A 22,439-nucleotide genomic window follows, 5' to 3' on the forward strand; every position below is an offset into this window, starting at 1 on the left:
GTATCCTAGATGCATGATATAAAAATCAATTAAACCACCAATCAAAAAGCGTATGAAAAATAAACTACTTGCACAATGCGTAATGACGCTTACATTTTTGCTTGTATCTTTTATTGTAGTTGCCCAGACGAAAGTCTTGAAGGGAAAGGTTGTAGATGAGACTCAAGGTCCATTGGCAGGAGCTACAATTAAGGTAAAAGGGGGAACCGCGGCTACAACAACAGACACGGAAGGTTCCTTTACATTTACTGTTCCCAGTGAAGCGAAAACGCTGGAAGTATCCTTTATTGGATATACTTTAAAAGAAGTACCCATTGTGGGAAACGATATCACGGTAGCGCTGGAACCTAGTGCCGGTCAGGGCCTAGATGAGGTCGTTGTGATCGGTTATGGTACCGCCCGTAAAAAAGATCTAACGGGGTCTATGGTCACTATTGGAGCGAAGAACTTCAATAAGGGGATCATGACGAGCCCCGATCAATTAATACAGGGAAAGACACCAGGGGTTATGGTGATTAACAATACGGGGCAACCTGGCGGATCAACCACAGTACGTATCCGTGGAAACTCATCGATCCGTGCCAGTAACAACCCATTATTTGTGCTAGATGGTGTGCCTATGTCGGGTAATTCGCCTCTGCCTGAAGGAAGAGGAGGCTTTTCTTCCGACAGAGGAAATCCTTTGACTTACTTGAATCCGGGTGACATTGCTAGTATGGACATCCTTAAAGATGCATCGGCTACGGCAATTTATGGTTCACGTGGGGCAAATGGCGTTGTCATTATTTCGACGAAAAGAGGTAAAGTAGGGCAGCCCGAGGTTTCTGTAGGAGCCTCTGCAGGTGTTTCGACCATGCGGGAATATCCTGATGTGTTAGATGCTGCTCGATTTAGAGAAGCGTTGAAATATTATACACCATCTGAAGTCGCAAATGCTGATTTTGGTGGCAATGAGGATGCCTTTAAAGCGATCACAAGAAAAGCGATCACGCAAAATTACTATGCTGATGTAGCTGGCGGAACTGAGTATGGTAAGTATCGCCTTTCAGGTGGATATTTAAACCAAAACGGTATTATTCGTGGATCACAGCTGAAGAAATACACAGCCAATTTTAACGGAAATTTCCGTTTTCTGGAAAACAAACGATTGGGATTGGATTTTGCAGTCTTTTTGACGCAAATGGATAATAAATACGCACCGATCAATGCGATGGTAGGTTCGGAAGGAAATGTGATTTCCCAAGCCTTACAATGGAATCCGACACGACCATTACGGGACGATCAAGGCAATTTAACCTTTGTCAGTTCAACTACGCGAAACCCATTGACAAGTATTGACGCCTTTAAAGATTTGGCGACAACAAATACCATGGTAATCAACTTGGCGCCATACTATAAAATTACAGACGATTTGGAATATCGCTTTATCTATAGTGCGATGCGACAAACTGGAAACCGTGAAGGTATGTACCGCGCAGGACTTATTGATCCTTCAGCTGTGAACAATGAGCAGGCCTTTATTTCCAATAACGGAGAAACCAACTTGCAAATGACGCATATGCTCTCTTACAATAAACAAATCAATTCAGATTGGAGTGTCAATGCGGTAGCAGGTTACGAGTATTTGGATTATAACTACAACAACAACATTTCCTTTGGCGGTGGATTTCGTTATATGGGACTAGATTATTTTGACTATCTACAATATACACCTGTTTCCACGCGTGAAATATCGTCGTATAGAAGTCCAACCAACCAGTTGCAATCACTTTTCTTGCGTGGCGGATTCAATTACTTGGATCGCTACTTATTGACTGCAACAGTAAGAAGGGATGGCTCGACGAAATTTGGTTCAAACAACAAATACGCCATGTTCCCTTCATTGGCCGTAGCCTGGAATGTGAATCAGGAAGAGTTTTTGAAATCTACCGGTATTTTTGATCAGTTGAAAGTAAGGGTAGGCTGGGGAAAAACAGGTAACCAAGAATTCCCATCTGGGGCATCGTTAAATAGATTGGTTTTTGGTAACCAAAGTGTAAGCCAGGCAAACTATGGTAATCCTGATTTGAAATGGGAGACTTCGACCACGATCAATGCAGGTATTGATTTTGGAATTTGGGGTAACCGTCTGTATGGATCCATTGATTATTTTAATAAAAAGACCACAGATGCACTATTTGAGCAAACTCTTGCACAGCCAGCTCCAGCAGGGCGTATCTGGGTAAATTTGGATGGCGAGATTGTCAATAAAGGGGTAGAGGTCGCGTTGACCGGTACAATTATTAAAAATGACAATTGGACTTGGGATTTGACAGGTAATGCAACTTTCCTGAAAAACAGTGTAAGCGGTCTAGTGGGCTATTACGAAACAGGGGCATTGCGTGGACAAGGTTTTTCAGGTGTATTGGGACAACGTATGGTAAATGGGCAACCATTGAATGTTTGGTACCTGGCCGATTACCAAGGTATTGATCCGCAAACCGGAATGAGCATGTATCGCGGACAGGATGGTAGTATCAGTACGGCCAACGACCCTGCAATTAATAAATTCTATATGAACAGTCCAAATCCGACGACTTTATTGGGTATTTCTACCAACGTAAATTACAAACAGTTTTCTTTGGCTGCCAATATGAATGGTGCTTTTGGACATTATCTATTCAATAATACGGCCGCGACAACTTTAGGATTGAGTAATCTATCATCACGTAATATCGGTTCAGCATTCTTTAATACAGCTGTAAAAGAGTCTACTTCCAATTCGGCTGCGCCTTCGACGCGATTCCTTGAAAAAGGTGATTATCTAAAAATGGCTAATCTTACTTTAAGCTATCGTGTTGGAAATGTAGGTAGAACACTTAAGAATTTAAACGTATCCCTTACTGGACAGAATCTTTTCATCATCACGAAGTATACAGGATTTGATCCTGAGGTGAATACAGATGGTGCAACAAATGGTATTCCTTCGTTGGGTATCGAATATTTACCCTATCCACCGGCAAGAAATATCCTATTGGGGGTTAACTTCTCACTTTAAGCGTATACTGTAGATCATTAGATAATAAAAAGAGGAGAGCATCAAGATGGATTTAAACGTATTAGTGAATGAATAAAAATGAATAAATCTGATCGCCTCATTACGAATGAAACACCAAAGGCAGTATGAATGCCTTACAGTCAAAATGGATGAATAAATAATCAAATTTAGACGGATGAAAAAGATGAAATTAAGAACTTTATTATATATCGGAATAATTGGCTCCATTGTAACAAGTACATTTTCTTGTACTAAACTAAAGGAGGAATTTAAAGGAGAATTAGAGGAAGGGACATCCAATGTGGATCCTGGAAGCTTGTTGATCACAGCTTACAATTCATTGAATACCCCTTATCAGCAGGAACAGCGCTGGGTGATGCAGGAAATATCAACGGACGCAGCCATGGCCCCTACACGGGGTGGCGACTGGGATGATAATGGTATGCATCGTGCGATCCATTTACACACCTGGAATGCAGATAATGGCTACATGAACAATACTTTTGTCAGTTTGGGTACAGCCATCTATAATGCGGGCAATGTGTTGCGGTACAATCCGAGTGCGCAACAAGGCGCTGAAGCGAAGTTTATTCGTGCGTTGGTCATGTTTGATATGTTGGATCTCTATGGCGTAGTACCCGTCCGGGAAGGAGCCTCTTTTGAAGATTTTAGAATCGCACCAGAGGTGTTACAGCCACAGGCGGCTATTGACTATATGGTGAAGGATCTCAACGAAATTATAGCGAGTTTGCCTGCAAACGGGCCGAGAGCCGCATATGTAGCCAATAAAAATGCAGCGAAAGCATTATTGATGAAGATTTATTTGAATAAGGGAACATTTTTAAATAGACAAGCTCCTTCTTTTGCTGCCGAGGATATGAATAAGGTAGTGACCTTAGCCAAAGAAATTACCGCTTCGGGATCCTATACGATTTCTGCGAAGGGCAAATACTTTGATAATTTTGCGCCGGATAATGACGAGAAGTCTACTGAAAATATTTTCACTTTATACAATAAAAATGGCGATAGAGGTGGAAATGTGGACCGTACCTGGAATACCGTTGCTCACTATAATATGAATCCAGGGGGTTGGAATGGCTGGTGTACCTTATCAGATTATTACGATAAATTTTCGGATACTGATGAGAGAAGGGGAATTTATTATAATTATCCAGCTGATACGACTTCTAACAGAACAAAAGAATTCAAACGTCAAAATGTTGGTTTTTTTGCTGGACAGCAATACAATTGGAGTACAAACAAACCTTTAATGGCCCGGAACCCAGCGAATGCGCCTTTGGTCTTTACGCGTGAAGTGACCATCCGTACATCGGGTGCAACCCTGGAAACAGCTGGTATCCGTCCAATGAAGTATGCTTTTGATTATGCCGTCACTGGTCAACGAAACAACGACTGGGTTGTATTTCGTTATGCCGACGTATTGCTGATGCAAGCAGAGGCTATTCTGAGAGGTGGAACAGGAACAGCAACAGAGGCACTCGGTTTGGTCAATACTATTCGGACGAACCGTGGTGTTAATAACCTGACGGCATTGACGCTCGATAATTTATTGGATGAGCGTGCTCGCGAGTTATATTGGGAAGGCTGGAGAAGACAGGATTTGATTCGTTTTGGTAAATTTTTATTGGCCTGGCAAGAAAAGGCTGCGGATGCCGATCCCAAAACATTGGTTTATCCAATCCCGAGTCAACAGCTTGCCGTCAATCCAAATTTGAAGCAAAATCCAGGATACTAGATTTTATTGATATCCATAAAACAAGCAGTTTCACGGTGTTTGTTTTAGTGCGAAGGTATTTAGATGACAAGTGATTTTTCTTATCATCAAAATACCTTCTTTTTTCTATATAGTGATTAAAACTAATCTATCTTAATACCAACTTATACCTCTTCACAATTTTTAATCAATTTTTAGACAGTAATCAGTCATTGTTTATTCAGTTTACACTGAGCAATCACTGAGCAATCACTGAGCAATCACTGAACAATCACTGAACGAGCACTGAACGAGCACTGAACAAGCACTGTTAAAAGGGCTAATTTGGTCACGAGTTGAAACGAACTTGCTGCGCCTAAAAAATACAAGAGAAGAAAACAGGACCCATAAGTTGCCTATCGGCAAAGTAGCTTTTATGAAAGAAAGCGCTTAAAATGGAGATTGAGGCGATGGCCTTATCGAAAATATTATCTTGTTTTTTTGATAAAAAATAATCACTTTAGAGGTGGATAACTAGCCAAAAAGCATGGGTCATTTTGATGGATCAAATTGAAATTCTGTCAGATACCAATTTCGATATTCTTTGGAAAGAGGATAACAGCATTGAAACAAGACTATCTAAATGTAGATTATGATGGATAAAATCCTACAGCGGGCACCGACTAACGAAAAGGAGTTTTTTTTAGCTTATCGTTATTGGTACAGGAAATTGTACTATTTTCTGTATCAGAAGACCCAATGTTCGAATCTGGCCGAAGATGTCGTCCAGCAGACTTTTCTAATTGTTTGGGAACGCAAGAATCATGCGAATCAGCAAATCCAATTCAGTACCCAGCTCTTTCAGATTGCACGAACAAAATTAATTGATGAGTTGCGGCGGCGTGCTTTGAATAGAAAATATGTAGAGTTTGAGAAACCTTTTGTACTGACCCAATATGAAGATCTTGAACGACAAATTGCCTATAAAGGAGAGTTAGAATACGTAAAAGAGCTGATTACACAAATGCCTTTTATGCGGCAACAGGTCTTTTATCTCCATAAAATTGAGGAATTGAGTTATAAAGAAATTGCCGTCAAATTGTCTATCTCCCCGAAGACGGTAGAAAACCACGTTAGCATTGGTCTGAAATTTATTAAAAAATTTTTTAAGTTGTCTTAGGGGACAAGCCCATCACTATTCGTATAACAGTTATATACCTATCCCGCTAAAAGGATAGAAACTGTTATGAATCGCAAATCCTTATTAAATAAATTCCTGGCGAATGAATGTTCTGCTGAGGAAGCGAAACTTGTCTTCAAATGGCTGAATGATGATCCGACCTTATTGGATGATCTCATTTCAGAAGATGACTGGGTTTCCTATATCAATCAGGAAAATAAGTCAAAACGTGGTGGTGATAGCCTGTTGAGAATCATTACTGTATTCATCCTGTTTGGTTTCCTGTTCATCTTAACCAATCTTTTGAGCACATCAACTGATGAACCTTTACAAACAGCGAGTTTCATTCATGAAATTTACTACAACCCTTCTGCTCAGCCTAAAGAAATTGTTGCAGCGGACCATTCGATTTTAACCTTGGAACCCGGGGCACTGATTCAGCTGGGCATAAAACCGGATCTTGATTTTAGACGGGTTAAATTATTCAGTGGAAGGGTCAGTTTTAAAGTAGCGAAAGATCCTTCAAAACCTTTCATCGTCGAAAGCGGTACGTTGATGACCACTGCGCTGGGAACAGAATTCATCGTGGATTATAATGCGGCAGTTGAACATGTTCTGATCCGATTATTTGAGGGGAAAGTTCGCGTTGAATCTATAGATCCGTCCGTAGCCGAGACAAAGATTCTTAAACCTGGCCAACAGATTTATTTTGGCGGGGTGAACACGATGTTTGTTTCAAATTTCAAAGGTACACCAAAAATGAGTGCGGGGGAAAATCTACCGGCCCAGCATATGCTGTCGTCAACGGAAAAACCATATCGCAATCCGGCAACAATTCACCAGAGCGCCAATTGGCTCCAATTGGAAGAAACCGCTGTATCCGATATTATTCAATATATCAATCATGAGCTTGATGTTCCTATATCCTATGATTCATTAATCGTTAAAAACTATCGGATAAAGGGGCGGTTTAGCAAGAATCCGACCATGGACCTGAAGGACAAAACGGATCTTGCGGCGTCTATTTTGCAGTTGATTGTTGAGGTGAATCCGTTTATTCTTGAAAAACAACATAATACATATATACTCAAACCTAAAAAATAGAATCATGGTAAATTTCAACTTAACCGAGAAACCATTTTTTGTTTTTATTGCCTTGACACTTTTATCTTTTCAATGTCTAGCGGGAACAATAAATGGCGTAATCAAAAACTCGTCGGGGCAACGGCTGGCAGGGGTAAGTATAATTTTGAAAAATCCCGGCAGCAGTTTTTCGACAGCAGCTTCCAGTGCGAGTGATGGTAGCTTTCGTTTTGCTGATGTACCGAATGGCAAAGGTTATGAACTGACTTTTTCATACATCGGGTATCAAAGCTATGTAGAACGAAATGTGCAGGTTTCAGCTGATGGAGCCACCACTCTTTCCATTATTTTGGAGGACCAGGTAAATCAGCTGGAAGATGTTGTCGTGATCGGATACGGCAAACAAAAGAAAAGCGATTTGACAGGCGCCATTGTATCGCTTTCCAGCAACGAACTAACGAAAGGAGGGGCTGTGAGCAATGTTGGTCAGGCCCTACAAGGTAAAGCTTCCGGTGTCGTTGTAACCCAGAATTCAAAGGCGCCGGGTGGGAGTACATCGATTCGGATTCGCGGAACCAATTCCATTAGTGGAAGTAATGATCCACTCTACGTGATCGATGGATTTCCAACAAATAATGGCATTAACATCAATCCCGATGATATTGCTTCCATGGATATCTTAAAGGATGCTTCGGCAACTGCGATCTACGGCTCCAGAGGTGCGAATGGTGTCATCATCATCACCACAAAACGTGGGCTTACGGATAAGAACAATATTACCTATAGTGGCTATGTGGGAACACAGAAGCCGATTGTACCATTTACCTTTCTCGATGGTAAACAGTATATGAATCTCGCGAATGCGCTTTATAAAGAAATTCAAGGTCAAGAAAATCAGGAGTATGCCGTTTACACCAAGTCACAGCTTGAATCTGATGTCAATACGGATTGGGTGAAGGAAACCATGCGGAACGGTATTTTGCAGAACCATAATTTACAATTTTCTGGTGGTGGTGAGAAAACAAAAGTGTTGACGAGCATAGGCTATTTTGATCAAAAAGGTGTTTTAAAAACAACAGACTTTAATCGAATTTCGGGACGGATCAACGTGGATCAAAAGGTAAATGATTATATCCGCACTGGAGCGAGTCTATCCGCGCAACGGGAAAAATCGAATATGCAGGTGTATGATGGAAATATCCTCAATTCAAATGTATTATACAGCATATTGACCTATGACCCAACAGTACCTGTCTATAATGCAGATGGTAGTTTTGGAAGACCTCCGGGAGGGCAGGGGGATAACCCTTTGGCCAACCTGATGTCGCGGATCAATGATGTGCAAAGGGACAAGTTGAATGGAAATATTTTTCTTGAGGTCAATCCGATCAAGGAACTGACGTTGCGCATGGATGCTGGAACTGAAATTACACATGATCAATTGGGCAGTTATCTGACCAGAGATTCTTATCAGGGTGGGATAGATGATGGTGTCGCAAGTCAGGCCGATTACAATGAAACACATAACCTGATTGATTTTTATGCTACTTACGCGAAAGTGTTCAATGAGAAACACAATTTGAGTGTGATGGGGGGCTATTCGTATGAGAAATATGTGCGCAATAATAAGGGAATCAATGTGAAAGGTTTTTCAACAGATCTGCTGGAATATAATAACCTGGGCATGGCCTCAAGCATTACAGGAGTAAACTCTGCTAAAGCTGAAAATCTGGTTATTTCGTTTTTCGGACGGGTAAATTATTCCTACGCTGATAAATATCTGTTGACGGCGACTTTACGTCGTGATGGATCATCGCGTTTTAGTCCGAACCATCGTTGGGGAACTTTTCCTTCAGCAGCTTTTGCATGGAAAGTCAACAATGAAGATTTCATGAAAGAGCAGCAGCTATTTTCGGACCTAAAATTTAGGTTGGGTTATGGCCAGACCGGTAATGATCGTGTAGCGGATTATGCCTCTTATGGATTGATGGACAATGGACATTATACGTTTGATGGCGTGACCAATTCGGGTGGGGTTAAACAAAACCCAACTTATCCCGAGAACGATAAACTTAAATGGGAATCCACAACGCAATATAACGTCGGTCTTGATTTTTCATTTTTTAAAAACCGGTTAGCCTTTACTTTGGATGCCTATTATAAGAAAACAAATGATCTTCTGATCAAGAGTATACTGCCTTATTACACGGGATATACCTCCGGACAACGAAACCTAGGTACGATGAATAATAAGGGACTGGAGTTTTCTGTAACAAGTAAGAATATGACCGGAGCGTTTACCTGGGAAACAAAATTGAATTTAACGATGAACCGAAATAAGGTCTCAAGTCTCGGTGGAGAGCCCGAGCAATTGTTGACTTCGTCTAAACCAATGGGGAATGTTTCTGAAGAAGCTTATTCGGTCATTCGGGTTGGGGAGTCGCTGGGCTCGTTATTCGGTTATAGATACCTGGGTGTTATTCAACAAGGAGAAAACTATGCGCCACAGCCAAATTCTAAACCCGGCGATCCTAAATTTGCCGATATAAATGGCGACGGAACGATAAATTCGGCAGATCGTACGATAATCGGCCGTGGTTATCCGAAGTTTAACTTTGGTATGACCAATACATTTGCCTATAAAAACTTTGATTTGACTGCATTCATCTATGGCAATGTCGGAAACGATCTACTCAATATGACACGTATGAATCTGGAGTGGAAACGTACCACAGAAGCTTTAAATCGATGGACACCGACCAATACCAATACGGAAATTCCGAGAAATGGATTTTATTACATGAACTATGGTGGTTATATCAATGACCATTTCATTGAGAATGCTTCCTTTTTGCGTTTGCGTAATTTGACGCTGGGATATACCATCCCGTTGAAAACCAAAGCTGTTCAGTCGATAAGAGTATACGGTATGGCGGAAAACTTATTTACGATCAGCAATTATTCTGGATGGGATCCTGAGGTGGATACCAAGGGATATGAAAATGATGCGCTGGTAAAAAATAGAGCCGGAAATAATCAGAGCGCTAATGCGGGGGTAGGTCTCGATTTTAATTCATATCCTTCGATGCGCTCCTTTACCTTTGGTGTAAGTGCAACATTCTAATCGCTAATACTAAATCAGAAATGACATGAAGACGTTTAAAAATAACATTAAATATATTTTAGGGATAGCGGGTTTATCGGCCGTGTTGAGCTTAAGCTTAAATAGCTGTACCAAGCTGGATCCAAAATTATACAGCGATCTGACAACCAAAAATGCTTATTCAACAGAAAGCGACATCAACGCCGCTTTAACGGGAGTCTATACAAGTTTATCGCCTTATCCCGGAGATGCATATCTGTATTACGCGGGATATCTGGTAATGATAACGGACTATGCCACGGATATGGGCTTTTCTACCGCCGCAGGTGATCCTACACGAATGAGCAACTTTACATACGATGATAATAATCGATATTTTAAATTCAATTATCAGAATATGTATCAGGTCATCAGCAATGCCAATATGCTGATTGACCGTATCGAGCGTGTCACTATTCCCGACGATCGCAAGAAGAAAATTATCGCACAGGCCAGGTTCTTACGGTCACTATCGTATATGGATCTTACCGATGCCTGGGGACCGGTGCCTTTGATAACAACGGTCAAGAATCCAACGGAAAGCTACAACGAGCCCTTGGCTGCTGTCGACAAGATCGATGCACAAATTGCTGAAGATTGTCAGTATGCAATCGATAATTTACCGGAGAAATGGTCGGACGAGCTGGGTATTGGCCGGGCCACGAAAGGCGCCGCGCTGACCCTAATGGGAAAGATGTATATGCGTTCGCACAATTATGAAAAGGCAAAAACTTACATTGATCAGGTTCTCGCCCTACGTGATAAAGGTGTGTATACGTTGAATCCGGATTTTAAGAAAGAATGGTCCGACAATAATAAAATGGATATGGGACTAATCTTTGGCATCTTGCATGAACCAACATTAAACGGGGGCGAGATCACCAATCACTTTGGACCGACGGACAATCCGGAAGTACCGGATAGATGGCAGTATTATGGTGTTTCCCTTGATTTCTGGCGAAAATATAGTGATCTGGATCCGCGTAAGAAGTTTTTCTATTATAATTACACCGGAAAGGCGGTACGGGATAAAAACACAAAATATGGGTTCTTTTATATGTTACCAGCCAAAGGACAGACTACTCCGCCAAGTGATACGGTAAAATTCCTGCAAAATGTAGCGACGAAAAAGTATTCGTATGATATGGTCAATAATTCCTATCTGGATGGCCGGACGATTCAGGTCTTTCGATTGGCGGATGTTATCTTGTGCAAGGCTGAAATTGAAAATGCATTGAACGGGCCTGCAGCAGCATTACCTTTCATCAATGAAGTCCGGAAAAGAGCTGCAGCACCAGAATATGGTAAGCATCCAGATTTTCCAAGTCCCGCAAGTAAGGAAAGTATGATCGATGCGCTTGTTGATGAACGTGGTTTTGAACTTGTATTTGAATACAAAAGGCGTCAGGACCTGATCCGCTTGGGACGTTATGAAAAAGTAAGTAATGCTTATTTGAAGGGCCGGGGACTGAAAGAAAATGTGACTGAAGCAATGCGCTATTTCCCTTATCCATTGGAAGAAGCTCGCTTGCATCAAGAAATGACAACGGCCAATCCAGCACGATTGCCTAAATAAACGTGATAAAGCAAATCCTATGAAGCGCATTATTTCTTGTAGTGCGCTTCATTTTAAAGACCAATGGCATTGAAATTATTTACAGATGAAACCAATTAAAGTAATTATTGCACTGATTGTGGTGGCAATAGTGGCGTTTGCCGCTTACTATTTTTATGCGCATCAAGTTGATATTGAGAATATTGAAGTGAGTTCGCCTAATAATCTGCCGCTCAATGCTGCTATTCAGGTGAAACTAAATAAAGCAGAAGCCCTGTATGTAGAGTATTGGAAGGAGGGAGAACGCCAGTCTTATAAGACGACAGTTTCAAGTGCGGCTGCTCAGCATAACATACAGTTAATGACGCTTGAACCTAATACAAGTTATAAGTTTCGGGTTATTATAGATCGGATTATTCCCATAAAATCAAGTGAACAATCCTTTAAAACAAGACCACAATCACCATGGATGGTACACGACTGGATCAAGGCGGATCATCCACACGATGAAAAAGCCCTAGGTAACGGCATGGTGTTATTATGCTATCGTGGATTCCCGGGGTATATGGCCATGGTTGATGGTAAAGGAACCATCCGATGGTATTGGCAGGACGAAAAGTTAGGGGTACGCCTTGCTTCACTGACTCCAAGGGGTACGATCCTAGCCTTATTGGCTCCGGCGAGTAAAGATGAATTCAACAAGCCCAATCAGCCCAGCAAGAAATCAACCAATGCAAGTTATTATTTGAGAAGCGGCCGTATCGGATTTGTCGGTGGAACAGTACTTGTTGAAATTGATCTAACAGGAAAGGAAATTGCTCGTATAGATCTCGATAAAAAAGGGATTATCATGCACCATGATGTGCAGATGGATGGCAACAATAATATTGTAGGCATTGTGCGGGATTTCAGAATTGACGACCGTCCCAACCATCCAAAAGATACGCTTTGGGGGGATGCTATCCTGACGATGGATACACAAGGCAATATCTTAAAGAAATGGTCACCTTGGGAAAAATGGGATATTCAAAAAGATAAAAAATTGGATAGCCTTAAGCATGACCGATTCCATTTGAATACCATTTCCTTCGATCGTGACAATAATTATCTAACTTCTTCGCCCATTGAAAATCAGGTTTGGAAGATTGATGCCAAAACCGGTGATATTCTTTGGAAATTGGGTAAAGGTGGCGATTACAAATTAAAAGATGAGGAACTGTTTTATTTCCAGCATGCGCCGCATATTACAAAAACAGGTGAGCTGTTACTTTTTGACAACGGCGATTTTTCTCCGCGCGATAGTACGACAGCCAATAAACAATCACGGGCAATTGCTTTTAATCTTGATCAAAAGAATAAAACGGCAACGCTTGCGTATGCGGCTCCAATTCCGAAAAAGCAGTTTACAGCAAGAATGGGGAGTGCCTATGAATTGGATAATGGTAATTTGCTGCAGACAAGCTCGAAAACAGGCAGTGTACTGGTGACGGATAAGACAGGGAAGGTGCTTTGGGAATTAAACGCTTATTTTATTCCTTATCGCGCTATTTATGTACCCGAGGAAACCTGGCGCAAATACAGACAAAACTAGGTGAAGATGTTAGGAATAAAACTTAATTTTAAACCTCTTATTGACCAATAAAAGTAGCTGCACTACGGACCCATTTTGGGGAAGCGGTACCGCTTATAAATCGTATCAGGCTTATCGGAAAACCTGGTAAAAGACAAAATATATTGAATAAATACTATTCACATGAAAAAAAGAACAGCCTCTTATAAGCTGGCAATTATCCTTGCCGTATCCTTATGTGCAAATTCGGCCCGAGCGCAATTGACCTATCCTCCGGAAACACAAAAGTGGGATGCAGACCAGCTGGGTAACCATCGTGCAGTACTTCAGGTAAACACCGATCAGAAAGAGGTGCAAGTGACTATTCCCTGGCGAAATCGCTGGGTTGAAGCGAACCAGCAAGTTATTATCGTCGACAGTGCCAGTAATAAGCAGATTGCCCCCAGTTCTTATCTTTGGATGAACACGGAATCTGGTGGATTACGGTTTAAGCCAGTTTCAGGAAAGGGCGTTTACTATGTCTATTATTTACCCTATCAGATGGGGGGGCGCAGCCGCAATTATCCGGATGCAATTTATCTTAAAAATGCCGTTTCGGCTCCAGCGAAAGTTGTGCAGCAGGTGGCTGGAAACTCCAAAGGAGTTACTGTTGCACGTTTTGATGCCGCCGATAAATACAATAGCAATGATCCGATGGAAATGATCGGTACAGTGGCAGAAGTCAATAGCTTTGTGCGCAGAAATGGAAATACGGCTTATTATCTTTTTCCAGAATTAAGAGAATTTCCGATTAAAATGGAAAGCAACCTTCCACAACGCTGGCTTATGAAAGGTAAATCCACGAGTAAGTTGGAAGGAAAGGGCCAGAAAGGCGAATTTTATGCCTTTCAACTTGGCTTATGGTCTCCAAAACAGGAACTCCATGACATCCAAATTTCTTTCTCGGATTTTAAAACAAATGATGGGGCGATGATTTCGGCGAATAACCTGAATTGTATCAATACCCAAGGTACTGACTATACTGGAAAGTCAATGACATTACAGGTTGACGTACCGAGGGATAAGGTTCAGGCATTGTGGTGTGGTATTCAGATACCGGAGAACATAGCAGCAGGAACTTACCATGGTGTAGTCACGGTGAAACCTAAAAATGCCGCAGCGAAACAGGTTAATGTGGAGATACAGGTTTCAAATGCTTCAGGAGAGATATCCAGTGTTGATCAACCTTGGAAAATGACGCGGCTACCCTGGCTCAACTCAACATTAGCGCAAAAAAATACGGTAGTTGCACCCTATACAGCGATTGAATTAAAAGCGGATTCCACCTTACACATTTTAGGACGCGAAGTGAAACTTCATGCGAGTGGTTTTCCAAAACAGATCAGCACGTTCTTTACGCCCGAATTGACCGAAATATCGTCCAAGGCGAATAAGCTCTTATTTGAACCACTCCATTTTCATTTCTATAACGCTTCAGATGGCAAGGAAATTCAACTTAAAGCAAGTGGGATCCAATTTCAGACGAAAAGCGAAGGTGAATATCGCTGGACGGCCAAAAACGAATCTCCCGATCTAACGATGGAAGTCGAGGGTACATTGGAATTTGATGGTTACATGCATTATGTGGTCAAGCTGACGGCGCTGAAGGATCTGTCTTTAAAAGATGCCACGATGCATATTCCCATGATGCCCGATAAGACGGATTATTTTATGGGACTGGGGCAAAAAGGAGGAAAGAGACCTGATCAGCTTTCCTGGAAATGGGATGTAGCACATAAAAATCAAGATGGAGGTTGGATAGGTGCTGTGGATGCAGGGCTACAGTTTTCACTGCGCGATGAGCACTATTCGCGGCCGCTCAATACGAATTTTTATCTTCAAAAGCCTCTTGTGCTGCCGCAGTCCTGGGGTAATGAAAATAAAGGGGGGATCGATATCGGTCTGAAAGGAAAATCCGTTTTGGTCAATAGTTATAGTGGAGCTCGTGAACTGAAAAAAGGCGATGTGCTCTATTACAATTTTAATTTATTGATTACGCCTTTTCATCCGATCAATACGGAAGCACAGTGGAATGAACGGTATTATCATGCCTACAAGCCCGTTGATTCTGTTGTTGCGAGTGGTTCCAATGTGATCAATATTCACCATGGAAATGAAATAAATCCTTACATCAATTATCCATTTATTGCGACAAAAGAAATGAAGCAATATATCGACCAGGCGCATGATAAGGGGTTAAAAGTGAAGATCTATAATACAGTGCGTGAGGTATCAAATCGGGTTTATGAGCTCTATCCATTGCGTAGTCTGGGCACTGAAGTGTTTTCACCTGGAAAAGGAGGCGGATATTCCTGGTTACAAGAGCATGTGGGTAAAAATTATATCGCAGCATGGTATGTTCCCCAATTTAAAGACGCGGCGATTATCAATAGTGGAATGAATAGGTGGCACAACTATTACGTCGAAGGCATGAATTGGTTGGTAGACCATATTGGTATTGACGGGATTTATCTGGATGATGTTGCCTTCGATCGAGTCACCATGAAAAGAATAAAGCGTGTGCTGACAAAAAATGGAAAACCAGGGCTGATCGATTTGCATTCGGCAAATCAATATAATAAAAGCGATGGGTTCAATAATAGTGCAAATTTGTATCTGGAGCATTTTCCGTATATCAATAGGCTGTGGTTTGGTGAATACTTTGACTACGAGAATAACAAACCTGATTTTTTCCTTACCGAAGTGAGTGGCATTCCGTTTGGTTTAATGGGCGAAATGTTACAGGATGGAGGAAATCCGTGGCGGGGTATGCTTTATGGAATGACCAATAGGATGCCTTATCAGAAATTGACGCCCGCTGACTTATGGAAGGCCTGGGACCAATTTGGCATCAAAGGAAGTAAAATGATCGGGTATTGGTCGCCAAATATTCCGGTTAAAACCGATAATGATAAGGTTCTGACAACCGTCTATAGCCGTGCCGGTAAAGCTATGGTAGCTATTGCCAGCTGGGCAGAGCGTGATGTTGCGGTAAAATTGGCTATAGATTGGGAAAAATTGGGCATTGACCCCGGAAAAGCGAAACTATCTGCACCACTCATTCCTAATTTTCAAAATGGAGCACAGTATAAACCAGGGGATACAATTGCGGTAGAAAAAAATAAGGGTATTTTGTTAATTATTGAATAGCAGCAATGTACTCCGATAGTGAAAATTCTATCATAGGGTCTTTGACAATGCAAACAAATAGCCTATGGTAGATTCATTCACGTTGATTTGAAAGGACCTGACGCAATGTCTGTATTGCGGATTGCATTCGTTGGCAGATGGATATTGTATCAGGGATACTTTTGAAATTATGAAATTTTTAATTAAAACACGAATGAAAAAGTGGATTATGCTCTGGGCCATGGGCAATTGCGTGCTTGGTGTTTTTGCGCAGCATCCGGCAAGGGTGTCAGAAGTTAAGAAGCGTTATACAACCTATCCATTTACGGATCCGGATCCAATAGCTTCAGCCCAAAAATTGTACCCTTATTTCCGTTTCGACGGTTTTACGAATACCGCGGTTGAAAAGGATTGGAATACCGTGATTTTGGAAAACGATTACATTCGGGTACAGGTGATGCCCGAGATCGGTGGGAAGATTTGGTCAGCTTATGATAAAGTGAATAAACGGGACTATATTTACAACAATGGCGTTGTAAAATTTCGGGATATTGCGATGCGGGGTCCGTGGACAAGCGGTGGTATCGAAGCTAATTATGGGATTATAGGACATACGCCCAACACCTCTACACCGGTCGATTATCTTACACGGGAGAACGGGGATGGAAGCGTAAGTTGCTTTATCCACGCTTATGATATGTTGAGCCGCAGTAACTGGACTTTAGAAATTAGACTGGAAAAGGACAAAGGTTATTTTTCAACACGTTCTTTCTGGTCTAACGCCAATGCAGTCGAACAACCTTATTATACCTGGATGAATCTGGGCGTCGCAGCAGGACAAGATCTGAAGTTTTTGTATCCTGGAAACCACTATATAGGGCATGACGGTGATGCATATGCCTGGCCTATTGATAACCAGGGCAGAGACCTATCTAATTATAAGGAAAATGCTTTCGGTAGTTCTAAATCGTACCATGTATTGGGTGCACACAGTAATGCTTTTGGGGTTTACTATAATGATCATAACTATGGCATGGCCCGTTATGCGCTCCGTGAAGATAAATTAGGGAAGAAGATATTTCTTTGGTCTCAGGCTGGAGATGGGAAGATTTGGGAGAATTTATTGACCGATGAGAGTGGGCAATATGTGGAAATCCAAAGTGGGCGCCTGTTCAATCAAAATGTTCCTTCGAGTAGCCCGACTCCGTTCAAGCAACTTGGTTTTGCTCCCTACCAAAGTGACAGCTGGACGGAATACTGGATGCCATTTTCAGGAATAGGCAAACCGAACGATATTCAACTATCGGCAGCGATCCGGACGAAACCGGAAAACGATCAGATTCTATTGGATATTGATCCGAAGCGACCTTTGAACGATAGTATCTATGTGCTTGATAGCGTAGGTGTCGTATTAAATAGAAGTTTTATTGTGGCTAAATTGGGTGAACCTACAAAATTCTCTTTGCAGGTAGCTGCTGTATCAAAACCGAGTTATCTTAAATTGGGACAGGATTATTTTAATCTCAGAACGGATGAATCTTGGTCAAAATTGAATAGACCCACTGTCATTTCAGCGGAAGTAAGCTCAGATACCAGTCAGACCAAATTATTGGAGATACGTGACCTTATTCGCTTTAGGCAATATACACTAGCGGAAGTCAAATTACAAGAATTGGCTCAGCAAGCGCCTAGTTCGCAGGCCTATCTTGAAATGGCCAAGCTGGCCTGGTTTAAAATGAATTATCAGCAATGCTATACCTATGCCCGGCAGGCATTGGCTATGGATGCTTATGATGCTCAGGCAAATTATTACTATGGTCTAGCTGCGATCAAACTAAAAAAAGAGAATGATGCCTTAGATGGTTTTGAAGTCGCTTCATTAACCCCGGCTTGGCGAAGTGCTTCGTATGTACAAATGGCCAAATACTATTATCGGATCAAGCAATATGATCGTACGGAGAATTATAGCGTAAAAGCTTTGATTGCCAATCCGCTCAACATCGACGCTTTGCAGATGAGCTTGTTGGTACAACGCAAAAAAGGGGGCGTCATAGATACTCTTTCCCGTCGGACCATTCTCCAATATGATCCGTTTAATGCCTTTCTCCAATTTGAAGAAAAGAAGGCCGTTTCGTCCAGGCAGGAGTTTGCGTCCGAAAAACGGATGGAGCTGGCGATATGGTATGCGGACCTTGGCGAATTTGAGTCTGCGGCCGATCTGCTCAGTTCGGGGCAGAAGAATACGGAAGCCTTACTTTGGCTAGCTTGGCTGACACGATCGAACAAGTCGATCAGTCAGGGCTGGTTGACGCAGGCAGAACAAAGTAAACCCAATTTTGTCTTTCCTTTTCGAGAAGAAAGTAATGGTGTATTTGAATGGGCAAAGGATAACAGCAAAAGCTGGACTATCGATTACCTGTCGGCATTATTGTACCGTTTCAGAAATCAAGCCCAAAAAGCAGGAGAACTCCTGTCAAGCGTGGAGCAGGAGCCAACAGATTTCGCGGCCTATTATGCATTGAAATCAAGCTTGCAAGATACAAGCCGTAATGACGTGGCTGTACAAATGATGGAGCAGGCAACACGAGTAGATCCACAAGAATGGCGATATGGACTACATTTGGTGGAGCTCCTAAATAATAGTAAGTCTTATGAAGAGGCGCTTCGGGTAAGTGCGGCATATCATCGCAAATTTCCAAAAAATTATATACTAACACTGGCACATGTACGTACTTTATTGTTAGCTAAAGCTTATGTGCGCGCTGAGGAAGAATTAGGGGATGTGACCATACTTCCCTTTGAAGGAGCGACAGAAGGCCATCGGTATTATGTGCAGACCAAATTAATGTTGGCTTACCAATTTATCTTGGAGAAGAACTATAAAAAGGCAAAGTTGAAGATTGCGGAATCGAGGTTATGGCCGATAAATTTGGGCGTTGGTGAGCCTTATGCCGAGGAAAAAAATGAACTATTGGCTGACTGGCTTGAGCAGCAGGTGCAGCAAAAAGATAAGCAAGGGAATAGTGATCTTCTGAAAAAAATTGTCCACAGTAAACCATCAAAAAACAGGTATGAGCTGATGCTTCGTCAACGTGCAGAAGAGCAGTTAAAGCTGTCGAACGGGGAGGAAGCTGTGAAGCGGGATGATTTAAAAGGAATGAGTCTGTCGGATCATGACCTTGTAAGTCAGATTAAGGCGGGGGACCTTGCAGGCTATTGGCCTATATTGATCCGAAAAATATATTTTGAACAAGATCAACGGTTGTTCTGATGACTGTAAGGGGAATGAGATGGATGAGTTGTCATAAAAGTAAAAAGTCGGGATGGCCGGATTTGAACCGACGACCTCCAGCACCCCATGCTGGCGCGATACCGGGCTACGCTACATCCCGTTTATTCTGATCGAACGGCCGCTATGAATAGGACCATGATTAAGAATAATTTTTGGTAGCGCTAAAATAATAATTATTGACAAAAAATAAAATATAATTACGAAAAAGCGCCATTCGATTTTTAGAATGGCGCTTTGTGTACTACGAGATGCTGCTTAGAACTTATAACCGACCATAATGCCGATTGTTTTATTTTTTGCATCTAAGGTTTTGTCTACACTCGTAAAACCGTGGCTATAATAAGCATCTAAGGTGAGGTGACTGATGTCTACACCAATACCCACACGACCATCAAATGAAAATTTCTTATAATCGGTATTTGCACTCGACTTGACTGTTTTAACATCATAGTTTAACTGAGGGCCCAATAGTCCCCGGAGGTTGAAGTCGCCATTTTCCAAAAATTTATACCCTACTTGAAGGGGAAGATTGATCTGATAAAATTTAGGCGTTTTCTGTCCGTTTTCGAAGTTATATGCTTTGCGTAAAAGACTGGCACCGATTCCAGGCTGAAAGAATACACGATCTCCAATACGTGCAAATCCTGCAACTGATACGCCAACTTTGCCGTTATTATCTTTGACAGACTTATTGCCAAAGGAACTCATATGATAATTGCTTCCGACTTGCAGCCCATAAGTGATGTCCTGTGCCTGTGTAGTACCTGTTAATCCCAATAATGTCAATCCCAGCAGGGCTACTTTGAATGTTGTTTTCATTGTCAAATTATTTTTGTTATCAATTGTATATTGTTCTTTCCTTTATGACAACGGAAAAACTGTATACCCTTAGAAAAAAAATATTTTATAAAATAGATGACTTACCTTTAGTGATAAAAATAGCTTTTCTATACTTCTTCTCGGGTGAATCCCATTTTTCAGATGGGAAATGGACTGTCCTTGTTGTCGTATTGATATGAAAAGATTTCAGAATAGGTTCGACTTAGGGATTTGCGATCACCTGATTCAGGTCATTGAAGCTGATAAAAAAATGAAAAATTTGTAAGGGTAACAATCTATTAGGATGTCTTACTAATAGAGCGGATTATTTAAACAATAGAATTGATCAATGTCGGAAAATAAAGAAAAGAATTTTGAGCAGCTTTTTCGCACACATTACAAGGAGTTACATCGTTATGCCTATCGATATCTAGGTGATAGTGATGTGGCGGAAGAGGTTGTGCAACAGGTGTTTTTGCGGCTTTGGGAACGCGATTGGGAGGAGCAGATACATACTTCATTAAAAGCTTATTTATATCGGGCTATTTATAATGAAAGTATGAATGTGCTAAAAAAGGAGCAACGAAAGCTAAAATATCAATCGCATGAGCAGCATAGACAGGATTTTGCGCCTGCAGTTGATGAAAGTACACGGGATTTGGACGAAAGGCTCCAGATTGCCTTGGCGGAATTACCCGAAAAAAGTCGGACGGTTTTTGAGTTAAGCCGTTTTCAGGAAATGAAGTATAAGGATATCGCAGTAACCTTGGATCTGTCGATAAAGACTGTTGAGGGACATATGAGTAAGGCGCTGCGACATTTGCGTATTGAACTTGTGGATTATTTAACATTGATTATTTGCTTTCTTATCTATAGGCTATGAATAAGGAACTGTTAGAAAAATATATCGTTGGTGAGACCAACGAGGTAGAGAATACCATGATAAAAAATTGGTTGGAAGAAGATGCCAACAATAAGGAGGAATACATAAAAATGAAAAAAATGTGGGATAGTTTGCCGAAACCCCTAGATGTTCCTGATGTGGATGTGGATAAGGCTTGGGCTGACTTCAAAGTGGTACGAGATAAAAGAGCGTCAGAAGCTGCGTCGTTACCCCAAAAAATGACTCCTGTGAAGCAATGGAGCTGGTGGCTCGCCGCGAGTATCTTGATACTCTGTGCAGTAGGATTCTATGTATTTGATCAGTCGCATCGTGAAGAAATGTTTCTTTCGAGCAGGGATCAAGTGCGCCAAGATTCCCTTCCTGATGGCTCGGTTGTTACACTAAATAAAAATACATCGCTGGCTTATTCAAGTCGTTGGACCAATAAAAATAGAAACGTGACCCTGGAAAGAGGGGAAGTGTTTTTCCAGGTTCACAAGGATAAAAAGCACCCCTTTGTCATTGAAACAGGTAAAACCAAAATCACGGTATTGGGCACAAGTTTTAATGTGCGACGGATACCCGATGCGACGGAAGTTATTGTTGCTACAGGATTGGTCAAAGTGGGGTATGCAAATAAGGAAGTCTTTTTGCGGCCACAACAAATGATTACGATCCGGGACAGGGATACGATAAAAGTAGGAAAGGAACCTGTCAAAGATCAGTTTTATAAATACTATGTGGATCGTGTATTTGATTTTCAGAATACCCCATTGAAACGTGTTGTCGAGGTGCTCAATCAAGCTTATGATTATACGATTATTGTAGATCATTCTCCTGATCAGAAATTGTTATTGACAGCAAAATTCGAACAAAATAGTTTAACTGAAATTTTGAAAGTCATTTCTAGCACATTTGGATTAAAAGTTCATGTGAAAGATAGGGAGATTCATCTGACGAGATGAGCCAACAAATAGATATATTTTCGGAACAAAA

The 22,439-nt window shown here is 41.5% G+C and carries 12 protein-coding genes and 1 tRNA gene; 11 read left to right on the top strand and 2 right to left on the bottom strand.

The window, feature by feature from the left end; translation table 11 throughout:
• The first annotated feature begins 52 nt into the window (after nucleotides 1-52).
• The 9 genes from B3P16_RS02750 to B3P16_RS02790 all read left to right on the top strand — a co-directional run bounded on the left by B3P16_RS02750 (nucleotide 53) and on the right by B3P16_RS02790 (nucleotide 19,720).
• A complete protein-coding gene (locus B3P16_RS02750) occupies nucleotides 53-3,037 on the top strand; it encodes a SusC/RagA family TonB-linked outer membrane protein (protein WP_201639534.1) in 2,985 nt (994 codons plus the stop codon).
• A 184-nt stretch (nucleotides 3,038-3,221) separates the two neighbouring features.
• Complete coding sequence (locus B3P16_RS02755) at nucleotides 3,222-4,793, top strand: RagB/SusD family nutrient uptake outer membrane protein (RefSeq protein ID WP_286841305.1); 1,572 nt, start codon at nucleotides 3,222-3,224, stop codon at nucleotides 4,791-4,793.
• Between the two features lie 610 nt (nucleotides 4,794-5,403).
• Nucleotides 5,404-5,931 carry an RNA polymerase sigma factor gene (locus B3P16_RS02760; protein ID WP_286841307.1) on the top strand — a complete coding sequence of 176 codons (528 nt, stop codon included), beginning with the start codon at nucleotides 5,404-5,406 and terminating at the stop codon, nucleotides 5,929-5,931.
• Between the two features lie 66 nt (nucleotides 5,932-5,997).
• The gene (locus tag B3P16_RS02765) at nucleotides 5,998-7,035 is read left to right on the top strand and encodes a FecR family protein (RefSeq protein WP_286841309.1); all 1,038 of its coding nucleotides are present in this window, start codon (nucleotides 5,998-6,000) and stop codon (nucleotides 7,033-7,035) included.
• A gap of 4 nt (nucleotides 7,036-7,039) precedes the next feature.
• Nucleotides 7,040-10,138 (top strand): SusC/RagA family TonB-linked outer membrane protein, encoded by a 3,099-nt coding sequence (locus B3P16_RS02770; protein WP_286841311.1) that lies wholly within the window; start codon nucleotides 7,040-7,042, stop codon nucleotides 10,136-10,138.
• A gap of 25 nt (nucleotides 10,139-10,163) precedes the next feature.
• Nucleotides 10,164-11,732, top strand: coding sequence for a RagB/SusD family nutrient uptake outer membrane protein (locus B3P16_RS02775; protein ID WP_286841313.1), 1,569 nt, complete (start codon nucleotides 10,164-10,166; stop codon nucleotides 11,730-11,732).
• 85 nt (nucleotides 11,733-11,817) lie between these two features.
• Nucleotides 11,818-13,302 carry an aryl-sulfate sulfotransferase gene (locus tag B3P16_RS02780; RefSeq protein ID WP_286752918.1) on the top strand — a complete coding sequence of 495 codons (1,485 nt, stop codon included), beginning with the start codon at nucleotides 11,818-11,820 and terminating at the stop codon, nucleotides 13,300-13,302.
• 162 nt (nucleotides 13,303-13,464) lie between these two features.
• A complete protein-coding gene (locus B3P16_RS02785; protein ID WP_286841315.1) occupies nucleotides 13,465-16,470 on the top strand; it encodes a glycoside hydrolase domain-containing protein in 3,006 nt (1,001 codons plus the stop codon).
• 193 nt (nucleotides 16,471-16,663) lie between these two features.
• Complete coding sequence (locus B3P16_RS02790) at nucleotides 16,664-19,720, top strand: DUF5107 domain-containing protein (protein ID WP_286841317.1); 3,057 nt, start codon at nucleotides 16,664-16,666, stop codon at nucleotides 19,718-19,720.
• A gap of 47 nt (nucleotides 19,721-19,767) precedes the next feature.
• Here the strand turns inward: B3P16_RS02790 and B3P16_RS02795 are convergent.
• Together B3P16_RS02795 and B3P16_RS02800 are read right to left on the bottom strand one after the other, a co-directional pair.
• Nucleotides 19,768-19,841: transfer RNA gene (locus B3P16_RS02795), tRNA-Pro, on the bottom strand.
• Between the two features lie 155 nt (nucleotides 19,842-19,996).
• The gene (locus B3P16_RS02800) at nucleotides 19,997-20,560 is read right to left on the bottom strand and encodes a porin family protein (RefSeq protein WP_046674238.1); all 564 of its coding nucleotides are present in this window, start codon (nucleotides 20,558-20,560) and stop codon (nucleotides 19,997-19,999) included.
• Nucleotides 20,561-20,909: 349 nt separating this feature from the next.
• On the opposite strand from B3P16_RS02800, the gene B3P16_RS02805 reads away from it, so the two are divergent.
• Both B3P16_RS02805 and B3P16_RS02810 read left to right on the top strand, forming a co-directional pair.
• Nucleotides 20,910-21,443, top strand: a complete 534-nt coding sequence (locus tag B3P16_RS02805; RefSeq protein WP_115047582.1) for an RNA polymerase sigma-70 factor — start codon at nucleotides 20,910-20,912, stop codon at nucleotides 21,441-21,443.
• Nucleotides 21,440-22,408, top strand: coding sequence for a FecR family protein (locus B3P16_RS02810; RefSeq protein ID WP_286769294.1), 969 nt, complete (start codon nucleotides 21,440-21,442; stop codon nucleotides 22,406-22,408). Before B3P16_RS02805 ends, B3P16_RS02810 begins: the two co-directional genes overlap by 4 nt.
• The last annotated feature ends 31 nt before the right edge of the window (nucleotides 22,409-22,439 follow it).

This window comes from Sphingobacterium sp. UBA7631, from assembly GCF_002483935.1.
In the GTDB taxonomy this organism is placed as follows: Bacteria; Bacteroidota; Bacteroidia; order Sphingobacteriales; family Sphingobacteriaceae; genus Sphingobacterium; species Sphingobacterium multivorum.

What these genes read in the sequence shown, in the direction of transcription:
- B3P16_RS02750 (WP_201639534.1), top strand. Translation starts at nt 53, where the DNA reads ATGAAAAATAAACTACTTGCACAATGCGTAATGACGCTTACATTTTTG.
- B3P16_RS02755 (WP_286841305.1), top strand. Translation starts at nt 3,222, where the DNA reads ATGAAATTAAGAACTTTATTATATATCGGAATAATTGGCTCCATTGTA.
- B3P16_RS02760 (WP_286841307.1), top strand. Translation starts at nt 5,404, where the DNA reads ATGATGGATAAAATCCTACAGCGGGCACCGACTAACGAAAAGGAGTTT.
- B3P16_RS02765 (WP_286841309.1), top strand. Translation starts at nt 5,998, where the DNA reads ATGAATCGCAAATCCTTATTAAATAAATTCCTGGCGAATGAATGTTCT.
- B3P16_RS02770 (WP_286841311.1), top strand. Translation starts at nt 7,040, where the DNA reads ATGGTAAATTTCAACTTAACCGAGAAACCATTTTTTGTTTTTATTGCC.
- B3P16_RS02775 (WP_286841313.1), top strand. Translation starts at nt 10,164, where the DNA reads ATGAAGACGTTTAAAAATAACATTAAATATATTTTAGGGATAGCGGGT.
- B3P16_RS02780 (WP_286752918.1), top strand. Translation starts at nt 11,818, where the DNA reads ATGAAACCAATTAAAGTAATTATTGCACTGATTGTGGTGGCAATAGTG.
- B3P16_RS02785 (WP_286841315.1), top strand. Translation starts at nt 13,465, where the DNA reads ATGAAAAAAAGAACAGCCTCTTATAAGCTGGCAATTATCCTTGCCGTA.
- B3P16_RS02790 (WP_286841317.1), top strand. Translation starts at nt 16,664, where the DNA reads ATGAAAAAGTGGATTATGCTCTGGGCCATGGGCAATTGCGTGCTTGGT.
- B3P16_RS02800 (WP_046674238.1), bottom strand. Translation starts at nt 20,560, where the DNA reads ATGAAAACAACATTCAAAGTAGCCCTGCTGGGATTGACATTATTGGGA.
- B3P16_RS02805 (WP_115047582.1), top strand. Translation starts at nt 20,910, where the DNA reads ATGTCGGAAAATAAAGAAAAGAATTTTGAGCAGCTTTTTCGCACACAT.
- B3P16_RS02810 (WP_286769294.1), top strand. Translation starts at nt 21,440, where the DNA reads ATGAATAAGGAACTGTTAGAAAAATATATCGTTGGTGAGACCAACGAG.